Source organism: Micrococcus sp., assembly GCF_030523875.1.
In the GTDB taxonomy this organism is placed as follows: domain Bacteria; phylum Actinomycetota; class Actinomycetes; order Actinomycetales; family Micrococcaceae; genus Micrococcus.
In genome coordinates, this window is sequence record NZ_JAUNHR010000017.1 from 1 (window position 1) to 23,109 (window position 23,109).

Below are 23,109 nucleotides of genomic sequence, written 5' to 3' on the forward strand. Positions count from 1 at the left end.
ATCGGCCACCTGGACGCGGTGCACGCCGCCTCCCTGCGAGCCGCCCTGCTCACGGGGGAGCGGCTGGAGATCACGGAGCCGGGCGAGTCGGAGGACCGCGGCGTCGACTGGCTGGATCCGCGGGCGCTGAGCGAGTGCGGGGCTCGGGAGCCGGTGCCGGGCCCCCATGACGACGACGGCGCGGGCGCAGAGGGCGGCTCGCCGTGGCGCTGGGCCGGGCCGCGGCGCGCGGTGACCGGCCGGACGTGGGGCGGGTGCCTGGAGGTGCTGCCGTGGGTGATGGCGGCCGGGCGGGGTCCGACCGATCTGGGCGCGCTGGAGGGCAGTGTGCTGCTGATCGAGACGAGCGAGGAGCTGCCCTCGGCTGGGGAGGTGCGGCGGCTGCTGCGCATCCTGGGGGAGCGGGGCGTGCTCGGCGCCGTGGACGCCGTGCTGGCGGCCCGCCCGCCGACGAGCTCCTTCGAGGTTCCGTGTGGTCCCCAGGAGCGGGCGCGGTGGCGGGCGGAGCAGGCGGACGTCGTCATGGAGACCGTCGCGACGTACAACCCGGACACGGTGGTGTGCGTGGGCGTGCCGTTCGGCCACACCCGGCCGCAGTGGACCCTGCCTCACGGTGGGGTGATGACCTTGGACGGGGTCGCGAGGCGGGCGTGGGCGGAGTACAGGTGAGGTGTTGACAGCGCCATCCTGCGATCTGACCGTCGATCTGCTCACGCAACAGGTCTGCGTGACCGTTGTGGCGGTCGTGCTCTTCGCCCATGTGGACGAGGATCCAGTGCAGGGAGACGTCGACGGTGCCGCGCCAAGCCGGGGGCAAAGCGACCAGCGCGGCCCCAATTCGTCGTTACATGTCCGATGCAGCGTCCAAGTGCACGACACGCAATCCGCCATGGGGGCGGCGCTGGCAGTCGCCCACGGCCGCCCCCCTCGAACATTCGCGTTTCAGCTCACAAGCGTCTGCATCACGTCGCCGAACAGGCCCGCCTCGATGTCCTCCCCGCCCAGGAGCAGCTGTCGGTCGAGGAAATGGTTGCGATGTTCGCACGAGGTCTCGGCGACCAGGCAGCAACCGTGACACGCCGCGAGGTTCATGCGCGTGGCCCCGTGACGGTCCGACTCCCTGCAGACGGGGTCGTTGGAGCATGTTGTCGCGTCGCTGAGAGCTCCAAGGATGACCTGGTCCAGGAGCTCGGGGTCGCCCAGGCGGACGAGGCCGCCCAGCGTCCCTTGCGCATCGCCTGATGCGGTGTAGATGAGGACTCCGGCCATGTCGACACCACCGCGTTCACCGCTGTAGACACGTTCCCGCAGCGCGGCAGCTGAGTATCCGCTGGCGAACGACAACCTCCGGATCAACAGATGGGCGAACGTATGGAGCGCGATCATGCGCGCTGATGGGAAGTCCATCTGTCCGGCGAGAGGACTGCTCTTCAACCGCTTCTGCAGGGTCTCCGCGCGAGCCGCCACGTCATCCCGAGATTCCCACTCTGCGATGCGGTCGCGGTGGAAACGTAAGAAGATCCCCTCACCGAACTGTTCGATGGCGGGGAACCGGTTTACACGGCCGAGGCCGCCGAGATCGACGGTGTGCCGGGTGGCTTCGAGTGAGTTCCGCCTGTATCCGAACAGGGCTCGGACCTCGCGCAATCGGCGAACCTGTCCTACGCCGTCCACAACCCGGTTGAGAGCAGGCCCCGCTGCCGCTCCTCCGACTTCGGCCCGCCCGTCCACTACGAAGTCGGAGTTCTCCTGATCCAACCCGGCATCCAGCTTCCTGTTGAAAGCGAACCATTCGCCTTCCTTGAGCTCGACGATGGGTCTTTCAGCGACATCATCGTGCGCTTCGATCGTCTTGACGACCAGCCCGGTGCTGACCTTGACGTCCTCCGCGATCATTTCTATAAGCATGTCGGCACGAGGGCTGCCGAGGGTGTCCTTCGCCCGTGGGAACAGCTGATGCTCCGCCACCTGATCCATCTTGGACACCTCAGGGTCTTCCGCCTGAGGGATGTCGAGTGCCGATACGACCTCCGCAAGGTAGTTGCCGGTAGCGCCACGCTGTTTCGCCAGGAGCGGCGAATCGCATTCGACGGCATCGTTCAGCCTCATCCACGGTTGGAGCCCTCGGCATGTGAATCCCTCATTGTCCAAGGACGCGCCGGTGCCCAACGAGGCCATAGACCGTTTCCAGTCGCATGCTTTGCAGTGGACCTCCATCGACCCGAGTCCTTCGCCGGCGCCCGCTTTGCGCAATAAAACGAGGGATTCCTGTGCTCGGCAGTTCCGCTGGCGTTCCGACATGGGATTGGCCTCATCCTTGAGATCGCGATGGACCCATGCAGGCCAGTGAATGTCTTGCATGTGGCTGCCGGCCTTGCAGACGGCCACGAAACGCATCGGGACGAGGTGCCCCTTGCAGGAGCACCTGTTGACGTACCGTCCCTTGTCGACCTCAGTCCGTCGAGTGACCTTGTTGCATCGTTCGCAGAAGCGCCAACTGGGAAATCGCCAGAACGGAATAAATGGGGTGTTCGGCGTCACATCGCCGAACACGATCGGAGCAGACACCAGCTTTCCTCCACCGAGTCGTTTCACGAGCCGAGCGCAGGCGATGTCCTCGGCCCATTTCGTTCGCCAGTGGGAGAGGTCGGGGGCAATTAACGAGGCACCCGAGACATCTGCGATGGAACCGGGTCCGAACGGGACCACGGTCTCCGGCAAGCGAATTTCGTACCTGATCTGTTCGGTCATCCTGCTTCCTCCTTCACCAACGGCTCCACGACGGCCACGGCGGTGGTCGGTTCGACAGACCGCATGGAGCGGGCGACCACCCAGCCCTGCCCCTTTACGGCCACGTCTCTGAACAGAGTGTCTGGGGCGTCCTTCCGCTGGTGCATGGCGCCCACGTAGCTCAGTGTGTTCTCCGGGGCGGCGTTCGCCATGGACTTCCAATGACCGATGATGTCATTGAGGTGGGTCTCGGCTCGGCGCGATTCATGTGGGTCCGACGATTCGATGCGTTCCAGCAACTCCCGGGCGAGGGCCCGCACGGCGTTTTCAGCGCGCTGATCCGTGACGAGAGCGCCAGCTTGATCGTTCTCCGCCAAGGCTTTGATCGTTTGACGGGCCAGCATGACCAGTACACCAGGGAGCGAGCGCTTGCGTGATGACTCGGACCAAGGCGTGACGCTGGTGGGCTCGACCGCGCGGTAGAGAGCTTCGTGGAACGACTGGAAAGTCTCGAAGTGGGAACGGTCACGGGCTCTGTTGGGGCGGAACAGCGTAACGACGATGCCTTTGACGGGGCCTCGTCCTACTCGGCTTGTGGCCTGGATGTATTCGGATGTCGTCTTCGGCTGACCGACCATCATCATCAGGGCCAGGCGTGAGACGTCGATGCCCACGGAGAGCATGTTCGAGGAAAGCACCGCGTCTGCAGCGCCGGACTGACCCCTGCGCCGCTCGAGACGTCCGAGGTCACCGCGTAGCTCCACCGAAGTTCGGCGGCTAGTCAGTTCGATGACGTCGTCATTACGGAACTCGCGGATCTCAAGGCCCAGTCGCTGGGACCTCGCCCTGAGACGTGCCACGACGTCATCCGTGAGCAGGGTCGTTGTACGACCGAGTTCCCGGAGGCTGTTGTGATACAGGACCGAGGTCCAGTAGGCGTCGGGTCCAGAGGTCTTGCCTTCGGTCGCTTGCGGAATCTCGAACAGGGGAGCGGACGCGGCGACCAGCGCGGTCGCCTGAGGAAGTGACTGAGGCATCAGGCCGATGTACAGGCGGCCTGGCTTGTCCTTCACCTCGCGACTGAAGTAAGAGGCATCGTCGTCGAGACCTGCGGGCGGGTAGAGGGCCACCTTTCGCCCGTAGAGCCCGTTTATCTGGTCGTCGGACGCGCGGATCGTCGCGGTCGAGGCGATCAACTTCGGTTTGATCCCGTCTTGCTCCAGGAGGAGGTGGAGGCCCGCTTCGAAGGCGCCGACCGTCGTTCCCAGAGGGCCAGAAAGCAGATGCAGCTCGTCCTGGATGAGCAGGGACGGCTGTCTGAACGACGTGTTGAGGCCGAGGATTCGGCCGGCCTGGGGCTTGAACTGTAGTTGGGCGAATTTGTCGACGGTACCCAGAATGAATGTGGGAGGTTCATCGAAGATGTCTTCGTCGACGACGAGCACGGGGAGGCGATCGTGGAAAGCGCACTCGGGGTCCACGCATCGGAGGATCGTGTATCCATTTGACTCAGCGACGCCATACTGCATCTCATCGTCGGTGCGACTCGAAGGGAGAATCGGTGTAAGGCACCACGGACAATCGGTGAGCTGGAAGCTGTTCGCTTCCGCAGGCACCGCGGCGGTCAGGAGACGTTTTCTGGCCGCGTTCGCATCTTTTCGGGTGCCAGGGGTCACTTCATTGCCTACCCAGAGGCCGATCGTGAAAGGAGCCACTCCCTCAGCTGACGCGTCGGACTTCCGCAGCACCTCGAGTGCACATATGAGGGTCGCAGCACGCTGGAACTGCTGGGACGTCAGCAGCCGCAGCGTGTACCGCGTGATCACGGCAGTGCCCGCTCCCCTCGACCCATGACGGAACCGACGGAGGAGCATTTCAATGGCCGCGAGTCCGAGGTATGCCTCGGTTTTGCCACCGCCTGTGGGGAACCAGATGAGGTCCACCAGGTCTCGGTCAGGATGTCGCTCATCGATCGTGGACGCCAACGCTGTCAGTAGGAACCCCACCTGGAACGGCCGCCATTTCGGTGGCGTAGGTGAATCATCTCCCCGGGCTTGGCGGATCTGTCGCATCTGGAGGGCCATGGCGCGCATCGCCAACGCGAAAGACCGTCGGACATGGCCGGCCTGACCGTCCCTGTGCAGTACGGAGACACCCTCCCGCATGCGCTGCACGGCCCGTTCCTGCCGTTCTACCACTCGGTGTGCAACGTCCTGGTACTTCTCCGGGATGTCGGCGATGCGCTCACGCTCTTCTCGGACCCACCGTTCGTAGCGGTCCACGAATGCTGACATCGACTGCAGGGCGCTGCCGGCATCCGTGTCGAGGCGCCCCAATGCATCGATGGAGAGCGCCCCAGATGCGGGATCGTCCTCGGGGATCTCCGCTCCCGCGACAGACCGCACGACGTGCGCTGGTACTGCGTCCAACCACACCCGCCTGCATTCTTCCCCGACTGGAACGGCATCCCAACGGGCTGCCAGACCATGGCCGACTGCGAAGGTGCGACGGTGACGGAATCGCATCTGGAGCTCGCGGGACTCCATGTCAGTCATGTACCGGCTGTCGACGTCGTAGTCGTGAACGGCGCCGTCAAGCGTCTCCACCGCGAAATCGAGCTGGTAAATGGTGTTGCGTGCATTCTTCACGCGGTCTTCCGGCGTCGGATGGGGGCCACCCACCGCTGACTGGAGATTCCGCACATGGACGGTCACGAGCTTGCGGCCCTTGAAGGGCCGCCACAGTGCGCCGATCTCGAGCTCGAGCCCTGCAGCAGACTTGACGGCCGGAGAAGGATCGTCGCTTGTGAGCCTGATGTCGTCCAATTCAATAGGTTTGCGTTTCCACTCAGGCTTGCCGGTATCTTGACCCTGCACGGGGGTGTATGCGCCGAATGCGACCGAGATCAGCAGTTCGGTCGCATCGGTCACGAAAGAGATGGCAGCGGAGGACGGGCGCCACTCCTCTGCCAGTGTCGACTCATCCTCGACATCTCCTGCTTCGACGTCTGCTGATGTCGGTGCGTCCGAGACGACCGCGTCCTGTGGGAACAGCATCCCGACGGCGTACTGGAGCGAGGGGTCGGCACGAAGCACTTCCTCTGGACCGGACTCGGGACCGATGTAGGCATTGCGGAGATGCGCGTACGCGGCATTCTGCGCGGGAGTCATGTCTCGAGGGGCGTAGCTGATGGAGGTCACGAGCCGTTTCCTTTCGGGGAGGAGAGCGAGCCCAAGGTCCTGTACTGTTCGGGGGTCGCCAGGATCGACAGGGAAATCCGGGGCCGCGTGAGCGCTACGTATAGATGTGAGCGGGCTGCGGAGTCGATCTCGGTCGGCAATCCGAACGCCACGACATGGTGGGCTTCCAAACCCTTGATCGTCCGTGGGGACACGACACGGAACCCGTCCTGCGTGAAGTCCGACTGGTCGGTGCTCGAGCAATCGATGAGACAGATGCGTTCCTTCGCGACTCCTTCTGCTACGAGGTCCCGCGCACGCTGTGCAGCCGCCTTAAGGTCACCGGTGCTCTTGCCGTCCCAGAACGGACGCTCTCCGTTGACGATGCCGGGATCTCCCAGATCGGCCTCCAGGAGATCCTGCAACGTCACCACGACCGGTCGCGTGTTCCGGACATTGGTCGACAGTCGGAGGGTGGCCGTGGCCTGCGCCTTGAGAAGATCGAAGATGTCTGCGTCGAAGAGGCCGTCGACGTGGGCCTGATTGTTGGGATCCAGGAAGATCTTCCAACGGCCGTGGTCAAAGCCGCCGTGGACAGCCTGTGTGAGCGAGTCCATGTCTTGGGCGTTCATGAGGTCCTGGGCCTCATCGACGAGTACCACGTCGTACTTCTTCTCCGCAGACAGACCGGAGAATGGGAGCACGTCGACATTCGGGTACTGCTCCAGCAAAGGTTCGATCAAGTCGAGCAACCCTCGCGATCGGAAGGTGACGAGAACCCGCTGCTTCTCTCCATCGCGGCGCACCATTTCCGCTTCCCGACGGGCAAGCTCCACCATGGTGAGGGTCTTCCCGGTTCCGGCTCCTCCGGTCACCATCAGCTGGTATGTCTCGAAGTTCGCGAGTGCCGCAGCCTGATCCTGGGTCGCCTTCAGCTGGAGTTCGACGATCAAATCGGTCGTGGAGTACTCCGACGGGGGGACGATGAGGCTACCGTCCAACCAGGCTACGAGATTGGCGTGTCGGACATGGCCGCCACGCCACCCATGCGGTGCAGGCTCGACTGAATCGATCATGTGCCGGAGCGCTCCTTGGAGACGTTCCGTGGGCAGGTCTGGACCGCACAGCCACTTGCCGGGATCCCAGCCCAGGCCCGCGGGGATCTTCCGGATGTCAGGGGTGATGACGCATGCGTCCCACCGGACCCAGTAGGCGTTGTCCTGCCCGATCTTCTTCTGGAGCGCTCGCCCCGCTCCGAGTGCCTGGCTGATCGGGGACTCGCGTAGCGCATGGACGCCGCCATTCCGGTCGATTGAGAACCACTCTCCGCTGTGATGCTCGACACCTCCCCCCTTGACCTCTACAACGAGCATGATGTCGTCGTGGACAATGACGAAGTCGGCCTCTGCTTGCTTCTTCGACGAGTGACCGGCCAGGGCCACGGACCAGTAGGCCGAGGCTTTCGGCCCCAGATCAATCTCCGCTAGGCGCTCGGCGACGAGGACCTCAGCCTTGCTCTTGGCTCGCGCACGGATCGAAGAGAGCGGGGGTTTGAGTTGCACGGTCACTCCTTATTCCATTGATCGATGTAGTCCACATGGTCGAGAAGATCCTGCGAATCGCCGAAGTTGTCCCTGATGTCGATGATTTCGCACTTCTCTTTGCCGCCGTTCTTGGGGCCTCGTAGTCCTCGTCCCACCATCTGGATGTAGGCGGTGCGGCTGAACGTCGGTCTCGCGATGTAGAGGGCCCGGACGCCGGGGGCGTCGAATCCTTGGACGAGCAGATCGCAGTTGGTGAGGATGCGGATTTTTCCTGCTTTGAAGTCCTCGATGATTCTGCGTCGTTCGGACCGGCTGGTCTTACCGCTCACAGCAGCAGCCGCCTGACCGTGGAAGCTGAGGGTTGCTGCGAGCACCTGCGCAGAGACGACGGACGGGGTGAAGACCAAGACGGGCCAGTCCGCAGGGATCCTGTTCAGGATGTCGTCGACGACGCGACCCGTTCTAGCCTGGTCATTGCCGATGCGGTCGAGGACCGTTTGCTCGATACGTCGAGTGCTCTGGGCCGCCGCGCGTTCCCTCGCATTGAGACGGACGTCGACGCCATCAAGGATCCGGTGATCAAACCGAGCGAGATAACCTCCCTGGATCGCTTCTGAGTACGGATTCTCGGACGTGAAGCCCGCGATTCGCTGTCGTCCGTAGCGCGCCGCCAACTGATCGGTGCCTGCGTCGCCACCCTTGAATGGTGTGGCGGAGAGCCCGATGAGGGGGCGTTCATGGTTGCGACCGTCCACTCCGAGCCAGCCGAGGATCTTGGTGTACATGGGCGAGGACCCTGAACGGTGAGCCTCGTCGACCACGACGACGGATGCCTGGCTCAGCCATTTGTAGTCCTCCGCTTCGGCGGGGTTCTTGAGAATCGAGGCCAACTTCGCGTCTGTCGCCACAATGACGCTGAATCTAGTGGCTGGCTCGGCGACCGACTTCGTATCCCACAGTCGCCCCACCGTCAGTGGCTCGAGGTCCAGGAGCCCTCGCCAGACGAAGCGCCAGGTCTGCACGGCCTGCTCGCACAGCTCCTGGGACTCCGCGATCCACAGGACGGGTCCCTCGAGGTCCCCGCGGGTGAAGAGTTCGAGGATGCTCTGTACAGCGACACGGGTCTTACCGACACCGGTAGGCATGTCGACCATGAACTTCTGTGATCGGCCGCCCTCCACCGGCGAGAGGATCTTCTCCTGGATCTGATCGGCCACGCGCCGCTGGAACGGGTGGAGCTCGGGAAGGTCCACGGCGCCTTCGACCAACACGGTCGACGGGACATCCTCCGTCGCCTCAGGAGCGAAGTCTTTGGGGAATCCCATGCGTTCCAGCCACGACAGAGTGGCACGATTGCGCCCCCAGCGATCCGGAACGTCGCTGTAACCGACGTCCCGGAAGCTGTCACGCAGTTCCTTGATCGTCGAGGTCCCGTGGACGGTGAGGCAGAGGTCGGCGGCGGAGGTCCCGTCATCTACCGCCCCCTGCGCATGGAGGCCTTCCCAGAGACCCGGGGGAAGCGACTCCATCAGCCGTTCCGATCCAAGGTAGAGTTCCAGCCTCTCAGCGTCAGAGTCGGCGCTCTTCGCCTCTACTCTGCGCAGTTCGAGCTCATCCGAGAGCTTGGTCTCCAGGACGTCCTGGATGTCTCCTTCTGTCAGATCCAGCGCGAACGCCTCCCCCAGGCGTCGGAGGAGCTCTTCGTCCGTCAACCCTGTGACATAGAGAAACTCGCCGGACTGATCGTCGAGATGGACCTGCAGTGACGTCGACACGGTTCCTTCAGGGGACTGTGTCTCTTTCAGAATGTTCTCGCACATCACCATGTATTTGCCTCGGAGGATGCGCTCGATGTCGTAATCTGCCAAGCCGGTGAATCGATCGCGGATGAGTTCTGGCTCACCGCGGCCGACACCTGCCACTGAGGAGGAGTACACCTCGCCGAAGTCTCTAACGCCTAGCTGCTCGGCCAGCAGGTTCGCCGGGACATTCCTCGATTCCAGGAAGCGCTTGCCTCGCGACCGGAGGTAGGAGAGCTGTTCTGCACCTTTTCCAACGAAGATATCTGCGCACGAAGTAGGCGTGATTCCGCTTTCGCTGAATGCGGGCAGGAAATTGAGCCGCAGGCCTTCCGTCTCGTATCTGGCGGTGATCGTCGTGCAAAATTCTTCTAGGACGGCGGCGGCGTTTCTATCTCGGGCAAGCTCCGCGAAGTCGTCGCGTTGCTGCATTGCTTCGTCGAAATAGGACGCGAGGGTCTCGAACTCGATGTCCTCGAGCGAATCGGGCAGGTCAAGGGACGCCAGTATCCGGTGGTCGGTCTCGAGTGACCGGGGCAGTAGGTCTCGATAAGCCAATAGACGCGCTGACACCTGCTCCAGAGGAGGTCGTGGACCCCAGACGGTGTCCAACAATCCATGGTTGACCGCGGCCCAGACATGGGGCGCATCCCATACGTATTCGTCCCCTGTATTGTTGTCGATTGCGGTCCATTCACGATGCCCGCCCAGGGCGAGAAGCCTTTTCGTCCAGCGCACGCGGGTGGGGAGGTCCACCCCGGTCTGGGCTGCGAGCACAAGGAGCGAGAACGGCCCTGGTCCCTCCTGGCGGTCGAAGGTGACTGACTCGACGCCTCGCTCACCAGCGGGTAGGTCTGTGTTCAGGTCTGCAAGGAGTGCCTCGTGGTAGGTCCCGGAAAGCGGCTCGCAGGCCAACGGGTAGTGCTTGATGAAATCGAAGACGACCCCCAGCGCGCGTGCCAGGTCGCTTCTGACGACTGAGCGGTCCAGGGTGAAGCCGGCTGCCTCCGGAATTGTTAGCAATTCGTCGAAGTCTAGGACCTGCTCGGGCCGCTTCCAGGACCCATCGAGTACTGGGATCAGCAGGCTCTCGCCGTGGGCTCGGAGCAAGCCGACTGCGGCATTGGGGCTGAGGTCATGGCTGATCGCTTGCCAGATTTGTGCATGCACGTCCACGGAGTCATGGGCGTTCAGCTGCTTGAGCTGGGCCTTGATCTTCGTGGTGGGGGCGAGCGCGACGATCCCGAACTCCTTGAGGAGCTCCTTGGCGCGCGGCATGCGGGTGAGCTCATCAGAGACGAAGGTGAACCCTTCAGCGGAGTATCCGTCGTCACCCTTGATGAACACCTGCTCTCGCATATGGGGCGACCTCATGCCGGCCTCGGTCGGGATGAAGGGCGTGGTCTCGAGAGCCGAACCGTACGCGCGAGACTCACTTGCGAGTAGCGCTGCTGCCTGGAGAACGCGGTAGGCGGTCTCAGGCGTCGCATGGGCGGCCCATTCTCGGAACCAGGTGTTCAAGGACCGCTGTGGGACTGTCTTCAGCAGTGAGTCGCTTGTCTTTGCTGAAGGCAAAGCCGCCATGTCCTCCAAGGGGCTGGTGTACAGCTCACGCAGGCGACGGCTGCGTGTGTTGGTCGTGTAGCAGGACCAATGGGGGACGTCGTCTTCGGTGTTAGCCGCATCCTGCCAGTCTTGATGCAGGCGTGGGGGGAAATCGGGGGCGGAGAAGAACGGCCTAAGGGAATCCGGAGCGCAGAGCTTGCCGGCGGCGTCGGGAACAAGCTTGCGTGCTGCCGCTCTTCGCGGGCACTTGATACGCAGGCGGTAGTCGGCTTCGTTTAGGGCCTCACCCGGACGTGAGGCGCGAGCAGGGAGGTAGTCGAGGAGCTTGCCCGGGTCTCTATGGTCGTAAGCCTTGTGCAGGTTGTCCAGGAACAGGTCAAGCAGGGTGTCTTCGATCTCTTGGTTGTACTTGCTGGCGCTGATCATCGTGGTCCGGTCATCGACGAGAGCCCAAGGAGCGTTCAGGACGGCGGTGAGGGAGGTCCGATCCTGGAGCGGAAAGTATGACCAGAATGCCCCGGTGAAATCCTTGGTGGGACCGGTCGGGATTGCCACGCTCACGCGAACGGTTTCTCGGGTGACGGTCGTGCCTGCTTGGCGCCGGGCCTCGATGGAGGGCCTGTGGTCTGTATGGGCCACGACCATCGTCTGCGGACCCCCTGCAGGATTGGTCACGCTGAAGAGCCCTCCGCCGAGATCAGTGCAGGAATGCGTGATGTCTAAGGGTTCCCTCCCTGTTACAACAAACTCCAGGGTGGCAACGTGTTCGACGAAGAGAAGGAAGAGGCCGTCGAAGTTCTTGATCTCCTGAACGAGCGATTCGTCGTCGCGGATGCTCGGGAGGCGGACCACCGTCGACGCCCACGACATCAGTTCGGTAAGGACGGGATCGGTCGCGGCGTTTTCATTCGCATCTATTTCGTGCGCAACACGCAGGGTCGGATAGCGGGTCAGGCCCGGGGCGATTGTGCGAAGAGTCACTTCGTCCTCAGGGGCGCCGAACGCGAACGACACGGATCGGCTGAACACCTCCGGGCGTTCACAGACGCTCAGTACGGATTTAAATCCCAGCCCGTACTTGCCTATTTCATCTCCTCGCTTCACGCTGAGATGAGAGTGTGTCAGGCTCCCTAGGCCGGAAATGGAGACCGGGCGGCCAGTGTTTGCGACATACAGGGCATGGCGATCTCGGTCGAGGACGACGCGAATGCGGCCTTTGCCTGGCTCGACAAAATTCTGTCCAGCCATGGCATCGGCGGCATTTTGTACGAGTTCGCGCACGACGCGACGAGCATATCCGCCGACACTGATTTGCTCTTCATGGTTAGCGTGTTCCTCCACGAGCAATGGATTTTTCCGGTACGCCCCCAAGTTGTTATCCCGCAGGTCCTGCAGGCGGCGGCTGAAGGCTTCGTCCGGGCGCCAGCCCGTGTCGTAAGAGGTCAAGTGAGTCTCCCCATGTCTCTAACCAGCGCCTCAGTGGCTGCTAAGACGCCTCATCATCTGCATACTATGTCACGGATCACAGTTGCTCGGGTGCGAGCGGACTTGCACCGACGTGGGGCCGCGGTCGCCCTGTCCTGGTGGTGTCGTGGTGGCGTGCGCCCGTGGAGGTGCCTTCCGTGGAATAGCAGCGTGGGGCCCGCCGGTTGTGCTCTGGGTGGCGCACCGGGCGGTTCGGTGCACGGGGGCTTAACGTGTCTCCACTCCCATGCAACGTTGGCACTGACGGCTGCAGCTGCCGAAGGCCCAACGGCCCGGCTTTTTCTAGGATGGTGAACATGTCAGCACCTATGACGGTGATCGACCTCTTTGCGGGATGCGGCGGGATGACTGTCGGATTCGTCGAGACGGGGTTCAAGCCTGTGCTCGCCGTCGAGTTCGATCGTGCCGCGGCCTCCACCTATGCCTCCAACTTCGGTGAGGACCATGTCTTCTTCGGGGACATAACGACGCTTCCTACCAGTGCCATACCTGAGGCAGACGTCGTCATCGGCGGCCCCCCTTGCCAGGGGTTCTCCAATTTGGGCAGCAAGGACGTCGACGATCCGCGAAACCAGCTCTGGAAGGAGTACATCCGCGTCGTCCGCGTGGCGAAGCCGAAAGTCTTCGTGCTTGAGAACGTTGAACGTTTCTCAAAGAGTACCGAGTTCCAGATGATTCAAGAAGAGGCAAAGCCCGGAGGGCTGCTGGAAGATTATGAGCTCCGCTGGAAGGTGCTACTTGCGGCTGACTATGGAGTCGCCCAGAGGCGACCTCGCACCATCCTCATCGGTTCGCGCATCGGCGCCATAGATCCGCCGGAGCCCACGCATAGCAAGGACGGTGCTGCGGGGACGAAGAAATGGGAGGGGGTGAGGACTCGGATCGAGGGGCTGCCCGAGAAGCCCGAGACCACCGAGCTCCCCGCGAAGAGGACGACGTTCTTCGGTCAGGAGATCGCTGGCCCATTTAGTGAGATGGACCTGCATTTCGGTCGCAAGCCGCAGTCGATCTCGCTTCAGCGGTACGACCATGTGCCGCCCGGTGGTGGCCGCTTCGACCTCCCCGTCGAACTCCTGCCGCGTTGCTGGCGTGAGAAGAAGTCAGGCACCACGGACGTGATGGGCCGAATGAAATGGGACTCGCCGTCCCTGACCATCAGGACGGAGTTCTTCAAGCCCGAGAAGGGCGCGTATCTCCACCCCCAGTGGGATCCTGCGGACCCCGCCAGGCGGGTCAACCGGGTGATCACCCATACCGAGGCGGCTCGCATCCAAGATTTCCCCGAATGGTTCACTTGGTGCGGCTCGAAGACTGAGATCGCCCGTCAGATCGGGAACGCGGTGCCCGCAGGATTGGCTGCGGCCGTGGCACGGGTCGTCAAGGAGCGTCTGGATGCAGACTGAACCGTCCCTGGGCTCGGGGCCATCTGACCTGGAGCCTCCGGTAGAACCGCTCAGCGAGGCATTGGAAGATGTCGCACGAGTCGTCCGAGGGGTCGGACTCCACGGGCTGAGTCGCGACCAGTGGCTGGAATATGCGGCATTGTTGGGCCAGAAGATTGCGAGGTTGGAGAAGACGTCCTCTGATCTGAGTGCGCACTTCGGCCTCACCAGTGCGCAGAAGCGCATGCTCGAGTACCTGCGTCTGCATGTGAACGAACTGGTGGACCGACGCGCCCTGCGGGGAGTCGCCGGCATCGACGATTGGGCGAGGCGGGTCCGAGAATTGCGGGTGGAACACGGTTGGCCAATCGTGTCGAGCGCCCAGGACGACCGAGTCCCTAAAGACTCATACCGTTTGGAAGCGCTGGAGCCCGACGAAGAGCTCGCAAGTCGCTGGCGTCTGGCTAATGAGATTCGAAAACATCCCGGGAGTGGTTACGAGCGAGGCCTCGCTTATCTGAAGGCGATCTATCCTCAGGCGGCGCAAGCAGACGAGATGCACTACGTCATGAAGATCAAGTCTTACGCGCGGCGAGTCAGGGAGATGGCCGAGCATGGCTGGATGATTGCATCCAACATCGATGACCCCGAGCTGGCCCCGGGGTCCTACCGGCTTACGACTCTCGAACAGGCTCCGCCCCGCGTTCGAAAGGCCATCAAATTGCGACACGAGGTGTTCTACCGGGATGGTCATCGCTGCGCCGACTGCGGAAGGTCTCCGGCAAACGATGGCATCGTCCTCCATGCCCACCACCTGCGCATGGTGAGTGAGGGGGGAGACAACTCTTTGGAGAACCTCGTCACCGTGTGTCCTGACTGTCACGCAGGCCGGCACGCTGGAATCACGGCGCGCGAGGTGCAGGACGAACTGATCAATCCCCTCGGGGATGTTCCGCAAAAGAAGTGACCAGTGGACATTCTTGGGCGTCCTCAGACGGGGTCCGCCGTTCGATGCGCTCGAACAGGGACCGTGACACCAAGCCCGAGCTCGCCGTCCGGCGCCTGCTCCATGCCGCAGGCCTCCGCTATCGGGTGAATGCCAAGCCGGAGAAGGACCTGCGCCGCACGGTTGACATCCTCTTCCGGCCGGCCTGGGTGGCCATCCTGATCGCCGGCTGCTTCTGGCACGGATGTCCGGTGCATTACACGAAGCCTAAAGCCAACGAGGAATTCTGGTCGGACAAGGTGGCCCGTAATGGCGCTCGCGACGCAGAGACCACCCAGATCCTCACGGAGCGTGGTTGGACGGTCCTGCGGTTCTGGGAACACGAAGACCCGGCGGACGTGGCGGCCCAGGTCGAATCGGTGGTCCGAGCCCGACGTCTCGGACGCTGATCTCCGCGGTCAGTTCGCGCCCGGTTGGTTGTACTTCGCCAGGATCTCGGAGGCCTCTTGCATCATTGCCGCTTCGTTTCGGAGGAAGCCGTTCACCACATCGGCTTCCATGCCGATCACCCGCAAACCTTTCCCCTCGTAGTCCGGCCGTGCCGCACGGAGGCTGTTGATCTTGCGGCCCACGCTGCCGGGGGAACGGAAGTTGTCCGGGCGTTCCGTGACGGGGTGGATCGGAAGGGCCTGAAGCAGTAGAGAAAGTTCCCTGACCACGGGGGTCCGCTCGTTCACCCCGCGCCAGTCATGGCGGGCCGCAGCCCAGCCGGCGAGGACGGTCTCCTCCCAGGTCCACGTGATGCGTCGCGTCATGAGCGCAGCGTAGCGTCGACCGCCCTCGCCTCAGCGCTTCCGGTACAGCGCCTTCTTCTGGAACGCCGGCTCACTCGTCACGAGCATCCCCAGGCTGCGGAAGATGCCCTCGTCCACGGAGCCGAGGATCGTCGTCGTGTGCACGTTGCAGCCGGCCAGGTTCGCCAGCTGCTCCACCGCGGCCCGCGCGTTCGGGTCCGTCGCGGCGGACACGGACAGGGCGATCAGCACCTCGTCCGTGTGCAGGCGCGGGTTCTGCGAGCCCAGGTGCACGGTCTTGAGGGTCTGGATCGGCTCGATTGACTCGGGGGAGAGCAGGTGCACGTCGTCGGGCAGGCCGGCCAGCACCTTGAGGGCGTTGAGCAGCATGGCCGCGGAGCAGCCCAGCAGCGCCGACGTCTTGCCGGTCACCAGGGTGCCGTCCGCCAGCTGCACGGCCGCGCCGGGCTCGCCGGTGCGCTCGGCCACCAGCTGCGCGGCGCCCACCACGGGGCGGTCCTCGGAGCTCAGGCCCAGGCGGGACATGATCAGCGCGATCCGCTCGGAGACCTCGTCGCTCTCGCCGTTGACGGCCTCCTCCACGGCGGCCTTGTACCACCGGCGGATGACCTCCTGGCGGGAGGCGTCGCGGCACACCTCGTCGTCCACGATCGCCGCGCCCGCCATGTTCACGCCCATCTCCGTGGGCGACTTGTAGGGCGACTCCCCGGTGAGCTTCTCCAGCAGCGCGGACAGCAGCGGGAACACCTCGACGTCCCGGTTGTAGCTGGTCACCTGCTCCCCGTGCGCGGTCAGGTGGAACGGGTCGATCAGGTTGATGTCGTCCAGGTCCGCCGTGGCCGCCTCGTAGGCCACGTTCACCGGGTGCTCCAGCGGCAGGTTCCAGATGGGGAACGTCTCGAACTTCGCGTAGGAGGACGGGATGCCCCGCTGGTGGTCGTGGTACACCTGGCTCAGGCAGGTGGCCAGCTTGCCCGAGCCCGGGCCCGGGGCCGTCACGACGACGAGGTCCCGCGTGGTCTCGGACCACTCGTTCCGGCCGAAGCCCTGCTCCGAGACGATCCGCGCCGTGGCGTGCGGGTAGCCGGGGATCACGCGGTGGCGGGCCACCTTCAGGCCCAGCCGCTCCAGCTTCTCCAGGAACGCCAGCGCGCGGTGGTTGGCGTCCTCCAGCTGCGTGACCACTACGTGCTCCACCAGGAACCCGCGCTCCCGGAACACGTCCACGAGGCGCAGCACGTCGTCCTCGTACGTGATGCCCAGGTCCGCGCGGACCTTGTTCCGCTCCAGGTCCTTGGCGTTGAAGCACACCAGGATCTCGGTCTCGTCCTTGATGCGCTCGAGCATCGCGATCTTGTTGTCCGGGGTGAAGCCCGGGAGGATCCGCGAGGCGTGGAGGTCGTCGAAGAGCTTGCCGCCCATCTCCAGGTAGAGCTTCCCGCCGATCTCGCGGCGCCGCTCCTGGATGTGCTGGGACTGGAGCTCGATGTACTTCTCCCGGTCGAACCCGATCGGGTGCCGGGCGGGGGAGGGGGCCATGGTGGGGACGCTGTCAGCGGTGCCGGTCATGGACCTCCAGCCTAGTGGGTCTCAGCGCCGGGCGTCGCCGTCCGACCCGGTGTCCGCCACCCAGTCGTCCTCCGGGTCGTCGTAGGAGCGGGTGCGGCCGGTGCGCAGGTCCGTGACGTCCATGACGCCGGTCTCCGGGTGGTACCGGACGGACTGGTGCGTGGCCTCGTCCACCACCGTGATGGACTGCGTGTCCGGGTCCCAGTCCTCCACCCGGACCTGGTCCTCGTACTCCTCGGCGGGGCCGAAGACGTCCTCCTCGTCCCGGGTGTAGGCGTCCTCGACGGCGTCGTAGTGGTAGCCGGCCGGCGCCGGGGGATGCGAGGCGGCCCGGTCCGCGACGGCCGTGGCCGCGTCCACGGCCATGCCGCCGGGGCCCGCGGCCGAGCGCACTGCCCGCTCCCGGGCGCGCGCCGCGCGTCGGGCCGCGGCCGCCTGCGCCTGCTCCGCCAGACGACGCAGGCGGTCCAGCTGGTCCTTGTCCTGGGTGACGTGCGCGCCGGGCAGCCGCCACTGGTAGCGGTACGCCAGCATGCGCACCGTGAAGATCAGCAGGGCGATCAGGAAGCCCGTGAACGCGTTCAGCGCTCCCTGCTGGGCGGCCGCCTCCGCCACCGCCGCCCCCACCAGGGCGGGCATCACGTACACGCCGCGCGGGTCGAAGATGGACGGCACCTCGTTGGCCACGATGTCCCGCAGCACGCCGCCGCCCAGCGCCGCGACGGTGGCCACCACCACCACGGACACCGGGTGCACGCCCATCTCGTGCGCGATCATCACGCCGGACACGGTGAACAGGGCCAGCCCGGCCGCGTCGAAGGCCGTGATGGTCAGGTTCAGCCGGTTCGGGCGGATCGCGCCCACGTACACCAGCAGGGACACCAGCACCGGCGGGGCCAGGTAGATCGGGTTCTCCAGCGACGCCGGCAGGCCCCGGTCCAGGACGATGTCCCGGGTGAAGCCGCCGCCCAGGCCCGCGAACAGGGCCAGCGCCATGGAGCCCACCAGGTCGAAGTCCTTGCGGGCGGCCAGCAGGGCCCCGGAGACGGCGAAGAAGAACACGCCCACCAGGTCCAGGGTGGTCAGCAGCCACGGGACGTCGGCGAGCTCGGCGAACAGCTGCTGCGGGTCCACGGCGGCTCCTTTCGGGTCGAGGCACGGGGCGGGCCCGGGCGCCGTGGTCGGCGTCGGGCCCGCGTCATCATGCCAGGGGGTCAGGCGGGGGAGGCGTCCCTGTGACCGCCCGCGTCCACGATCCGGTCCGCGGCCGTGTCCGGGTCGGCCAGGTCGGAGGGGTCCTCCGGCTCGCCCGGCTCCGCGGGCGGGCCGTCCTCGCCGTCGCGGTCCCGGGCGTCCGGCACGGGCGGGGCGTCGTCCGGGTCCAGGCGCTGGCGCTGGGTCTCCCCGGTGTACTCGGCGCCCGGGGCCAGCCACTGCCCGCGCAGGGACACCACGCGCACGGCCAGCACCGCGATCATCACGGCCACGGAGGTGTAGATGTTCAGCCACTCCAGCGTGCCCAGGACCGCCGTCAGCGCGGCGCCCAGCAGGGCCGGCAGCGCGTACCAGCCGCGCCCGCCGAACACGCCCGGCGGCTCGCCCGCCACCACGTCGCGCAGGATGCCGCCGCCCACGGCCGTGAGGAGGCCGAGCACGACCGCGGACACCGGTGAGAGCCCGCCGAGCAGGGCGATCCGCGTGCCGATCACGCAGTACACGGCCAGGCCGATCGCGTCGAAGAGCATCACGGCGTGCTGGCCGCGGTCGCCGTCGAGCACCTTGAGGAACACCGCCAGGGAGGCCACCGCCGGCAGGATCAGGTACCACGGGTTCTGGAACGCCGCGGGCACGTCCTGGTTGACGATCAGGTCGCGGATCACGCCGCCGCCGGTGCCCACCATGAGAGCCAGCATCAGCGAGCCCACGATGTCGTAGCCCTTGCGGACGGCCAGGATCGCGCCGGACGCGGCGAAGAAGAACACGCCCACCAGGTCCACGGCGGTGATGAGGGCGGTGACGGTCTCCGCCACCGGGCTGTCGGCGTCGAGCTGCTCCGGGACGTCGTGACCGAGCTCCTCCTCGGAGCGCGGCGTGGCGGTCAGCAGCCACAGGGGAAGGGTGGGGGGATGCACCCGCGGAGTCTATCGGCGCAGGTCAGCACCGGTCAGAGGAGTGTCGCCGGGGTCATGCGCGGCCGGGGTCCCCGTCGCCCTCCGCCTCCGCGGAGCGGGCCTGGTCGCCCTTGTCCTTGAGCGCCTGCAGGCGACGCCGGTGGCTCGCCCGGACGGACCCGGCCACCTGCCAGTCGTGCCGCAGCGCCACCAGGCGCGTGAGGAGGACGACGCCCATCACCGCGGTGGCGGTCACCACGTTGAGCCAGCCCACGCTCCCCAGCAGGGCCGCGGTGAGCGCCCCCAGGAAGGCCGGGGTGGCGTACCAGCCCTCCCGCCCGAAGATCGCCGGCGGCTCCCCGGCCGCCACGTCCCGGAGCAGGCCGCCGCCCACCGCGGACAGGGCCCCGAGCAGGGCGGCCGGCACCACGTCGAACCCGGCCAGCAGGGCGATCCGCGTGCCCAGCACGCAGAACACGGCCAGGCCCACGGCGTCGAACACCTGGACGGCGCGGGAGCCGCGGCTGTTGTCGACGACGTTCAGCCACACCAGCGCCGCCGCCAGCACCACCATCCCCAGGTACCAGGGGTCGCTGAACGCGGCCGGCGGGTTCCGGTCCAGGATCAGGTCGCGGGTCAGCCCGCCGCCGAGCCCCACGAGCGCCCCGAGCACCAGGGACCCCACGATGTCGTAGTGCTTCCGGGCGGCCAGCAGCGCCCCGGACACCGCGAACGCGAACACGCCGATCAGGTCCAGGACCGTCAGCGCCTGCTCCCACACCGCCGTGCCGTCCCAGCCCAGCCGCAGCGGGCCGGGCAGGTCCTCCTCCAGCTGGTGCGGGGTGAGCGGGGTGGGGGAGGCCGAGCCCGCCGCCAGGAGCAGGGGCAGCGCCAGGGCCGCCAGGAGCATCAGCGGGACCGGGGCCCGAACTCCGCGGCCAGGCGGGCGGCGATGCCCGTGTAGCCGGCGGGGGTGAGGGCGAGCAGGCGCGCCTCGGCGTCGTCGGACAGGCCCAGGCCCTGCACGAACTCGCGCATGCGCGCGGCGTCCACGCGCTGGCCGCGGGTGAGCTCCTTGAGGCGCTCGTAGGGGTTGTCCATGCCCGGCACACCGGCGATCGCCTCGGCGCGCATCACCGTCTGGATCGCCTCGCCGAGCACCTCCCAGTTGTGGTCCAGGTCGTCGGCGAGCACCGGCTCGGCCACCTGCAGCTGGCCCATGCCCTTGGCGACGTTGGTCAGGGCGAGCACCGAGTGGCCCAGGGCCACGCCGATGTTGCGCTGCGAGGTGGAGTCGGTGAGGTCGCGCTGCCAGCGGGACTCGATCAGCGTGGCGCCGAGGGAGTCCAGCAGGGCGCAGGAGAGCTCGAGGTTGGCCTCGGCGTTCTCGAAGCGGATGGGGTTGACCTTGTGGGGCATGGTCGAGGAGCCCGTGGCGCCGGCCACCGGGATCTGCGCGAAGTAGCCGATCGAGATGTAGGACCACACGTCCACGCAGAAGCCGTGCAGGATCCGGTTGAACCGGGCGACGTCCGCGTACAGCTCGGCCTGCCAGTCGTGGGACTCGATCTGCGTGGTCAGCGGGTTCCACGTCAGGCCCAGGTGCTCCACGAACGTGCGGGAGACCTCCGGCCAGTCGGCGTCCGGGGCGGCGGCCAGGTGCGCGGCGTAGGTGCCGGTGGCGCCGTTGATCTTGCCGAGGTACTCCTGGCCGGCGATGCGGTCCAGCTGGCGGCCCAGGCGGTGCACGAACACCGCCATCTCCTTGCCCAGGGTGGTGGGCGTGGCGGGCTGGCCGTGGGTGCGGGAGAGCATCGGCACGTCCGCGGCGGTGGCGGCCATCGCGGAGATCGTGTCCACCGCGTCGTGGGCGGCGGGCAGCCAGACCTGCTCGACGGCGTCGCGCACGCCCACCGCGTACGCCAGGTTGTTGATGTCCTCGGAGGTGCACGCGAAGTGCACCAGCGGCTTCAGGTGGCCCAGGCCGAGGCCCTCGAGGCGGGCGGCGATGAAGTACTCGACCGCCTTGACGTCGTGCACCGTGACGCGCTCGGTCTCGGCGAGCTCGGCCACGGAGTCCGCGTCGAAGTCCGTGACGATCGTGCGCAGCCCGGCCTTCTGCTCCTCCGTCAGCGGCTTCAGGCCCGGCAGGACGCGGCCCTCGGCGAGGTGCACGAACCACTCCACCTCCACGTGGATGCGGTTGCGGTTCAGAGCCGCCTCGGAGAGGTGGTCCACGAGCGGCTCCACGGCGGAGCGGTAGCGTCCGTCCAGCGGGCCGAGGGCGATCCCGGCCGCGCCCAGGGGCTGACGGTCGGCGGTGGAGGCGGGCGTGGCGGAGGGCTGCGAGGTCATGGCCCCCATTCTGGCACCGGGTGCAGCCGTGCGGGGGCGGGTGTCCGGCCGCATCGCGTCAGTACATCTCGGCGATGTGCTCCTCGGCTCGCCGGATCGCCGCCTCCTCCTCGAGAGTCGGGTTCTGCCCCACGGTCACCGGAGCCGGTCCCGCCGTGCCCCGCTCGTCGGTGGTCGGGTCTGGTCTCACCCCTGCCTCCCGTACGGCGGCGTCCATCACGGCACGCAGCGGATCGAGGACGTCGGCCGGGCTCTCGCCAGCCCCAGGAGGGGACCCCGGTTCGGGATCGGGCAGGATGGCCACCCCGTAGGCCAGGAGAGTGCCGCGCCGGGCGACCACGAGGCGCACGTCGCCGTCCAGACGGTACTGGCGGGCCTCCTGGGCGGGGTGGCCCCCGAGCGAGGTGGCGTCCCCGGAGCCACCGTTGCGCAGGTCTCCGCACCGGTTGGCGATCTCGTTCAGCAGCAGACCCTCCCAGGCCGCCGCGGACTCCATGTCCGGGGCCACGATCAGGGCCACCGTCTCCGCGGGCGCCTCCGGCATCCCCTCCGGCTCAGGACGTCGCGCGAGGGCGGCCACCGTGCCGTGCGCATCGGCCTCGGCGAGCCGCTGGTCCAGATGGGCGCGGCATTGAGGGGAGGCCCCGTCAGGGAGCCGCTCCGCCTCGGAGCGGGGGATCTCCGCGAGCCGGGCCGCCGCGTCCGTCTCCACGGTCTCGAATCCCGTGGCGTGCTCGCGCACGATCGCGTCCACCGTGGCCTGGTCCATCGAGACCAGCGGGCCGCCGTCGTCGACACGTCTGACGGCGTGGAAGCCGGCGGCACGGGCGGCCGCCGCCGCCTCCTCCAGGGTGGGCGTTCGGTCGAGGACGCCGCGGGCCCGCTCGTCGGGAGGCACGAGGTGGTCGAGCACCGCCGCACTCTGTCCGCGGACGTGCTCGGCGAACGCGGCCAGCGTGATCACCTCGTCCTCCGCCGGCGTGATCTTGCCCGAGCCGGGACGCAGGGAGGACTCGTGGACCACCAGGATGTTCGCGTCGGCGGAGTGGATGGTGAGGGTCAGCGACGTCGGGGGGTCGGGCTGCGTCGTGTCCACGTGGACGCGCTCTCCCGCCCACCCGACGGTCTCCAGCCGCGGCAGACCGGCCGGGGTCGAGCAGGACTGCCCCATGCCGATCAGGGCGGTCTCGAGGCGCTGCCGGGCTGCGGTGTCGGCGAGCACGTAGACGGTCATCTCGCCCAGCCCGGAGTACGCCAGGGAGGGCGCCTGCATGCCCCGCTCGGGCGACGTCGGCGTGTGGACCACCGCCCGTCCGTCCTCCTCGATGATCTGCGCGGCGTGGTCGAGGAGTGAGCGGCAGGTCAGGCGGTCCGCGGAGAACCCGTCGGCCTCCGCGTGGCGGCGCCAGTACTCTGCCACCGCGTGGAGCTCGCGAACCTCCCCGCGCAGACCCTCGGAGCGCGACGTCGCCTCCAGGGCCTGGACGACGTCGTCAGCCCCCACCTCGTGGACGCTCGAGGCCGGGTTCCGTGACGGCGGGGGAGGTGCGGTGGTCGGCGGCTGCACCGTGGACGGGTGAGGGGTCGCGGCTGCGCACCCCGCGGACAGCAGGAGGCAGGCAGCGGCC

15 protein-coding genes and 1 pseudogene are annotated in these 23,109 nt (G+C 66.4%); 4 read left to right on the plus strand and 12 right to left on the minus strand.

Going from position 1 to position 23,109, the window contains the following annotated elements:
* On the plus strand, positions 1-669 hold a 669-nt coding region (locus Q4D18_RS03855; RefSeq protein WP_303126007.1), incomplete at its 5' end, for an LD-carboxypeptidase.
* Between the two features lie 25 nt (positions 670-694).
* Here the strand turns inward: Q4D18_RS03855 and Q4D18_RS03860 are convergent.
* From Q4D18_RS03860 to Q4D18_RS03880, 5 genes and pseudogenes are all read right to left on the minus strand, one after another.
* Positions 695-811, minus strand: a pseudogene (locus tag Q4D18_RS03860) (DUF664 domain-containing protein); the annotation flags it as partial.
* 131 nt (positions 812-942) lie between these two features.
* The gene (drmB, locus tag Q4D18_RS03865; protein ID WP_303126009.1) at positions 943-2,751 is read right to left on the minus strand and encodes a DUF1998 domain-containing protein; all 1,809 of its coding nucleotides are present in this window, start codon (positions 2,749-2,751) and stop codon (positions 943-945) included.
* Complete coding sequence (locus Q4D18_RS03870) at positions 2,748-5,930, minus strand: helicase-related protein (protein ID WP_303126011.1); 3,183 nt, start codon at positions 5,928-5,930, stop codon at positions 2,748-2,750. The genes drmB and Q4D18_RS03870 overlap by 4 nt, the downstream gene beginning before the upstream one ends.
* Positions 5,927-7,477 carry a nuclease-related domain-containing DEAD/DEAH box helicase gene (locus Q4D18_RS03875; protein ID WP_303126014.1) on the minus strand — a complete coding sequence of 517 codons (1,551 nt, stop codon included), beginning with the start codon at positions 7,475-7,477 and terminating at the stop codon, positions 5,927-5,929. Before Q4D18_RS03875 ends, Q4D18_RS03870 begins: the two co-directional genes overlap by 4 nt.
* A complete protein-coding gene (locus tag Q4D18_RS03880) occupies positions 7,474-12,264 on the minus strand; it encodes a sacsin N-terminal ATP-binding-like domain-containing protein (protein WP_303126017.1) in 4,791 nt (1,596 codons plus the stop codon). Before Q4D18_RS03880 ends, Q4D18_RS03875 begins: the two co-directional genes overlap by 4 nt.
* Positions 12,265-12,599: 335 nt before the next feature.
* Between Q4D18_RS03880 and Q4D18_RS03885 the strand changes: the two genes are divergently transcribed.
* The 3 genes from Q4D18_RS03885 to Q4D18_RS03895 are packed head-to-tail and all read left to right on the plus strand — an operon-like array spanning position 12,600 to position 15,080.
* Complete coding sequence (locus tag Q4D18_RS03885) at positions 12,600-13,706, plus strand: DNA cytosine methyltransferase (RefSeq protein ID WP_303126019.1); 1,107 nt, start codon at positions 12,600-12,602, stop codon at positions 13,704-13,706.
* Complete coding sequence (locus Q4D18_RS03890; protein ID WP_303126020.1) at positions 13,696-14,652, plus strand: HNH endonuclease; 957 nt, start codon at positions 13,696-13,698, stop codon at positions 14,650-14,652. Before Q4D18_RS03885 ends, Q4D18_RS03890 begins: the two co-directional genes overlap by 11 nt.
* Positions 14,649-15,080, plus strand: a complete 432-nt coding sequence (locus tag Q4D18_RS03895; protein ID WP_303126022.1) for a very short patch repair endonuclease — start codon at positions 14,649-14,651, stop codon at positions 15,078-15,080. Before Q4D18_RS03890 ends, Q4D18_RS03895 begins: the two co-directional genes overlap by 4 nt.
* 9 nt (positions 15,081-15,089) lie before the next feature.
* Here Q4D18_RS03895 and Q4D18_RS03900 read toward each other — a convergent pair whose 3' ends face one another.
* The 7 genes from Q4D18_RS03900 to Q4D18_RS03930 form a co-directional block, all read right to left on the minus strand.
* The gene (locus tag Q4D18_RS03900; protein ID WP_303126024.1) at positions 15,090-15,446 is read right to left on the minus strand and encodes a hypothetical protein; all 357 of its coding nucleotides are present in this window, start codon (positions 15,444-15,446) and stop codon (positions 15,090-15,092) included.
* A 30-nt stretch (positions 15,447-15,476) separates the two neighbouring features.
* On the minus strand, positions 15,477-17,015 hold the full coding sequence (locus Q4D18_RS03905; protein ID WP_303126028.1) for a DUF1846 domain-containing protein: 1,539 nt from the start codon (positions 17,013-17,015) through the stop codon (positions 15,477-15,479).
* A 21-nt stretch (positions 17,016-17,036) separates the two neighbouring features.
* Entirely contained in the window at positions 17,037-18,149 is a 1,113-nt protein-coding gene (locus Q4D18_RS03910) for a trimeric intracellular cation channel family protein (RefSeq protein ID WP_303126030.1), read from the minus strand.
* Between the two features lie 80 nt (positions 18,150-18,229).
* Entirely contained in the window at positions 18,230-19,147 is a 918-nt protein-coding gene (locus Q4D18_RS03915; protein ID WP_303126033.1) for a trimeric intracellular cation channel family protein, read from the minus strand.
* Between the two features lie 52 nt (positions 19,148-19,199).
* On the minus strand, positions 19,200-20,036 hold the full coding sequence (locus tag Q4D18_RS03920) for a trimeric intracellular cation channel family protein (protein ID WP_303126034.1): 837 nt from the start codon (positions 20,034-20,036) through the stop codon (positions 19,200-19,202).
* Positions 20,036-21,481 carry an adenylosuccinate lyase gene (gene purB, locus Q4D18_RS03925; protein WP_303126036.1) on the minus strand — a complete coding sequence of 482 codons (1,446 nt, stop codon included), beginning with the start codon at positions 21,479-21,481 and terminating at the stop codon, positions 20,036-20,038. The genes Q4D18_RS03920 and purB overlap by 1 nt, the downstream gene beginning before the upstream one ends.
* A 58-nt stretch (positions 21,482-21,539) precedes the next feature.
* On the minus strand, positions 21,540-22,985 hold the full coding sequence (locus Q4D18_RS03930) for a hypothetical protein (RefSeq protein WP_303126038.1): 1,446 nt from the start codon (positions 22,983-22,985) through the stop codon (positions 21,540-21,542).
* Positions 22,986-23,109: the final 124 nt, after the last annotated feature.

Coding starts and splice junctions, on each gene's coding strand:
- Q4D18_RS03885 (WP_303126019.1), top strand. CDS start 12,600: ATGTCAGCACCTATGACGGTGATCGACCTCTTTGCGGGATGCGGCGGG.
- purB (WP_303126036.1), bottom strand. CDS start 21,481: ATGACCTCGCAGCCCTCCGCCACGCCCGCCTCCACCGCCGACCGTCAG.
- Q4D18_RS03900 (WP_303126024.1), bottom strand. CDS start 15,446: ATGACGCGACGCATCACGTGGACCTGGGAGGAGACCGTCCTCGCCGGC.
- Q4D18_RS03920 (WP_303126034.1), bottom strand. CDS start 20,036: ATGCTCCTGGCGGCCCTGGCGCTGCCCCTGCTCCTGGCGGCGGGCTCG.
- drmB (WP_303126009.1), bottom strand. CDS start 2,751: ATGACCGAACAGATCAGGTACGAAATTCGCTTGCCGGAGACCGTGGTC.
- Q4D18_RS03890 (WP_303126020.1), top strand. CDS start 13,696: ATGCAGACTGAACCGTCCCTGGGCTCGGGGCCATCTGACCTGGAGCCT.
- Q4D18_RS03905 (WP_303126028.1), bottom strand. CDS start 17,015: ATGACCGGCACCGCTGACAGCGTCCCCACCATGGCCCCCTCCCCCGCC.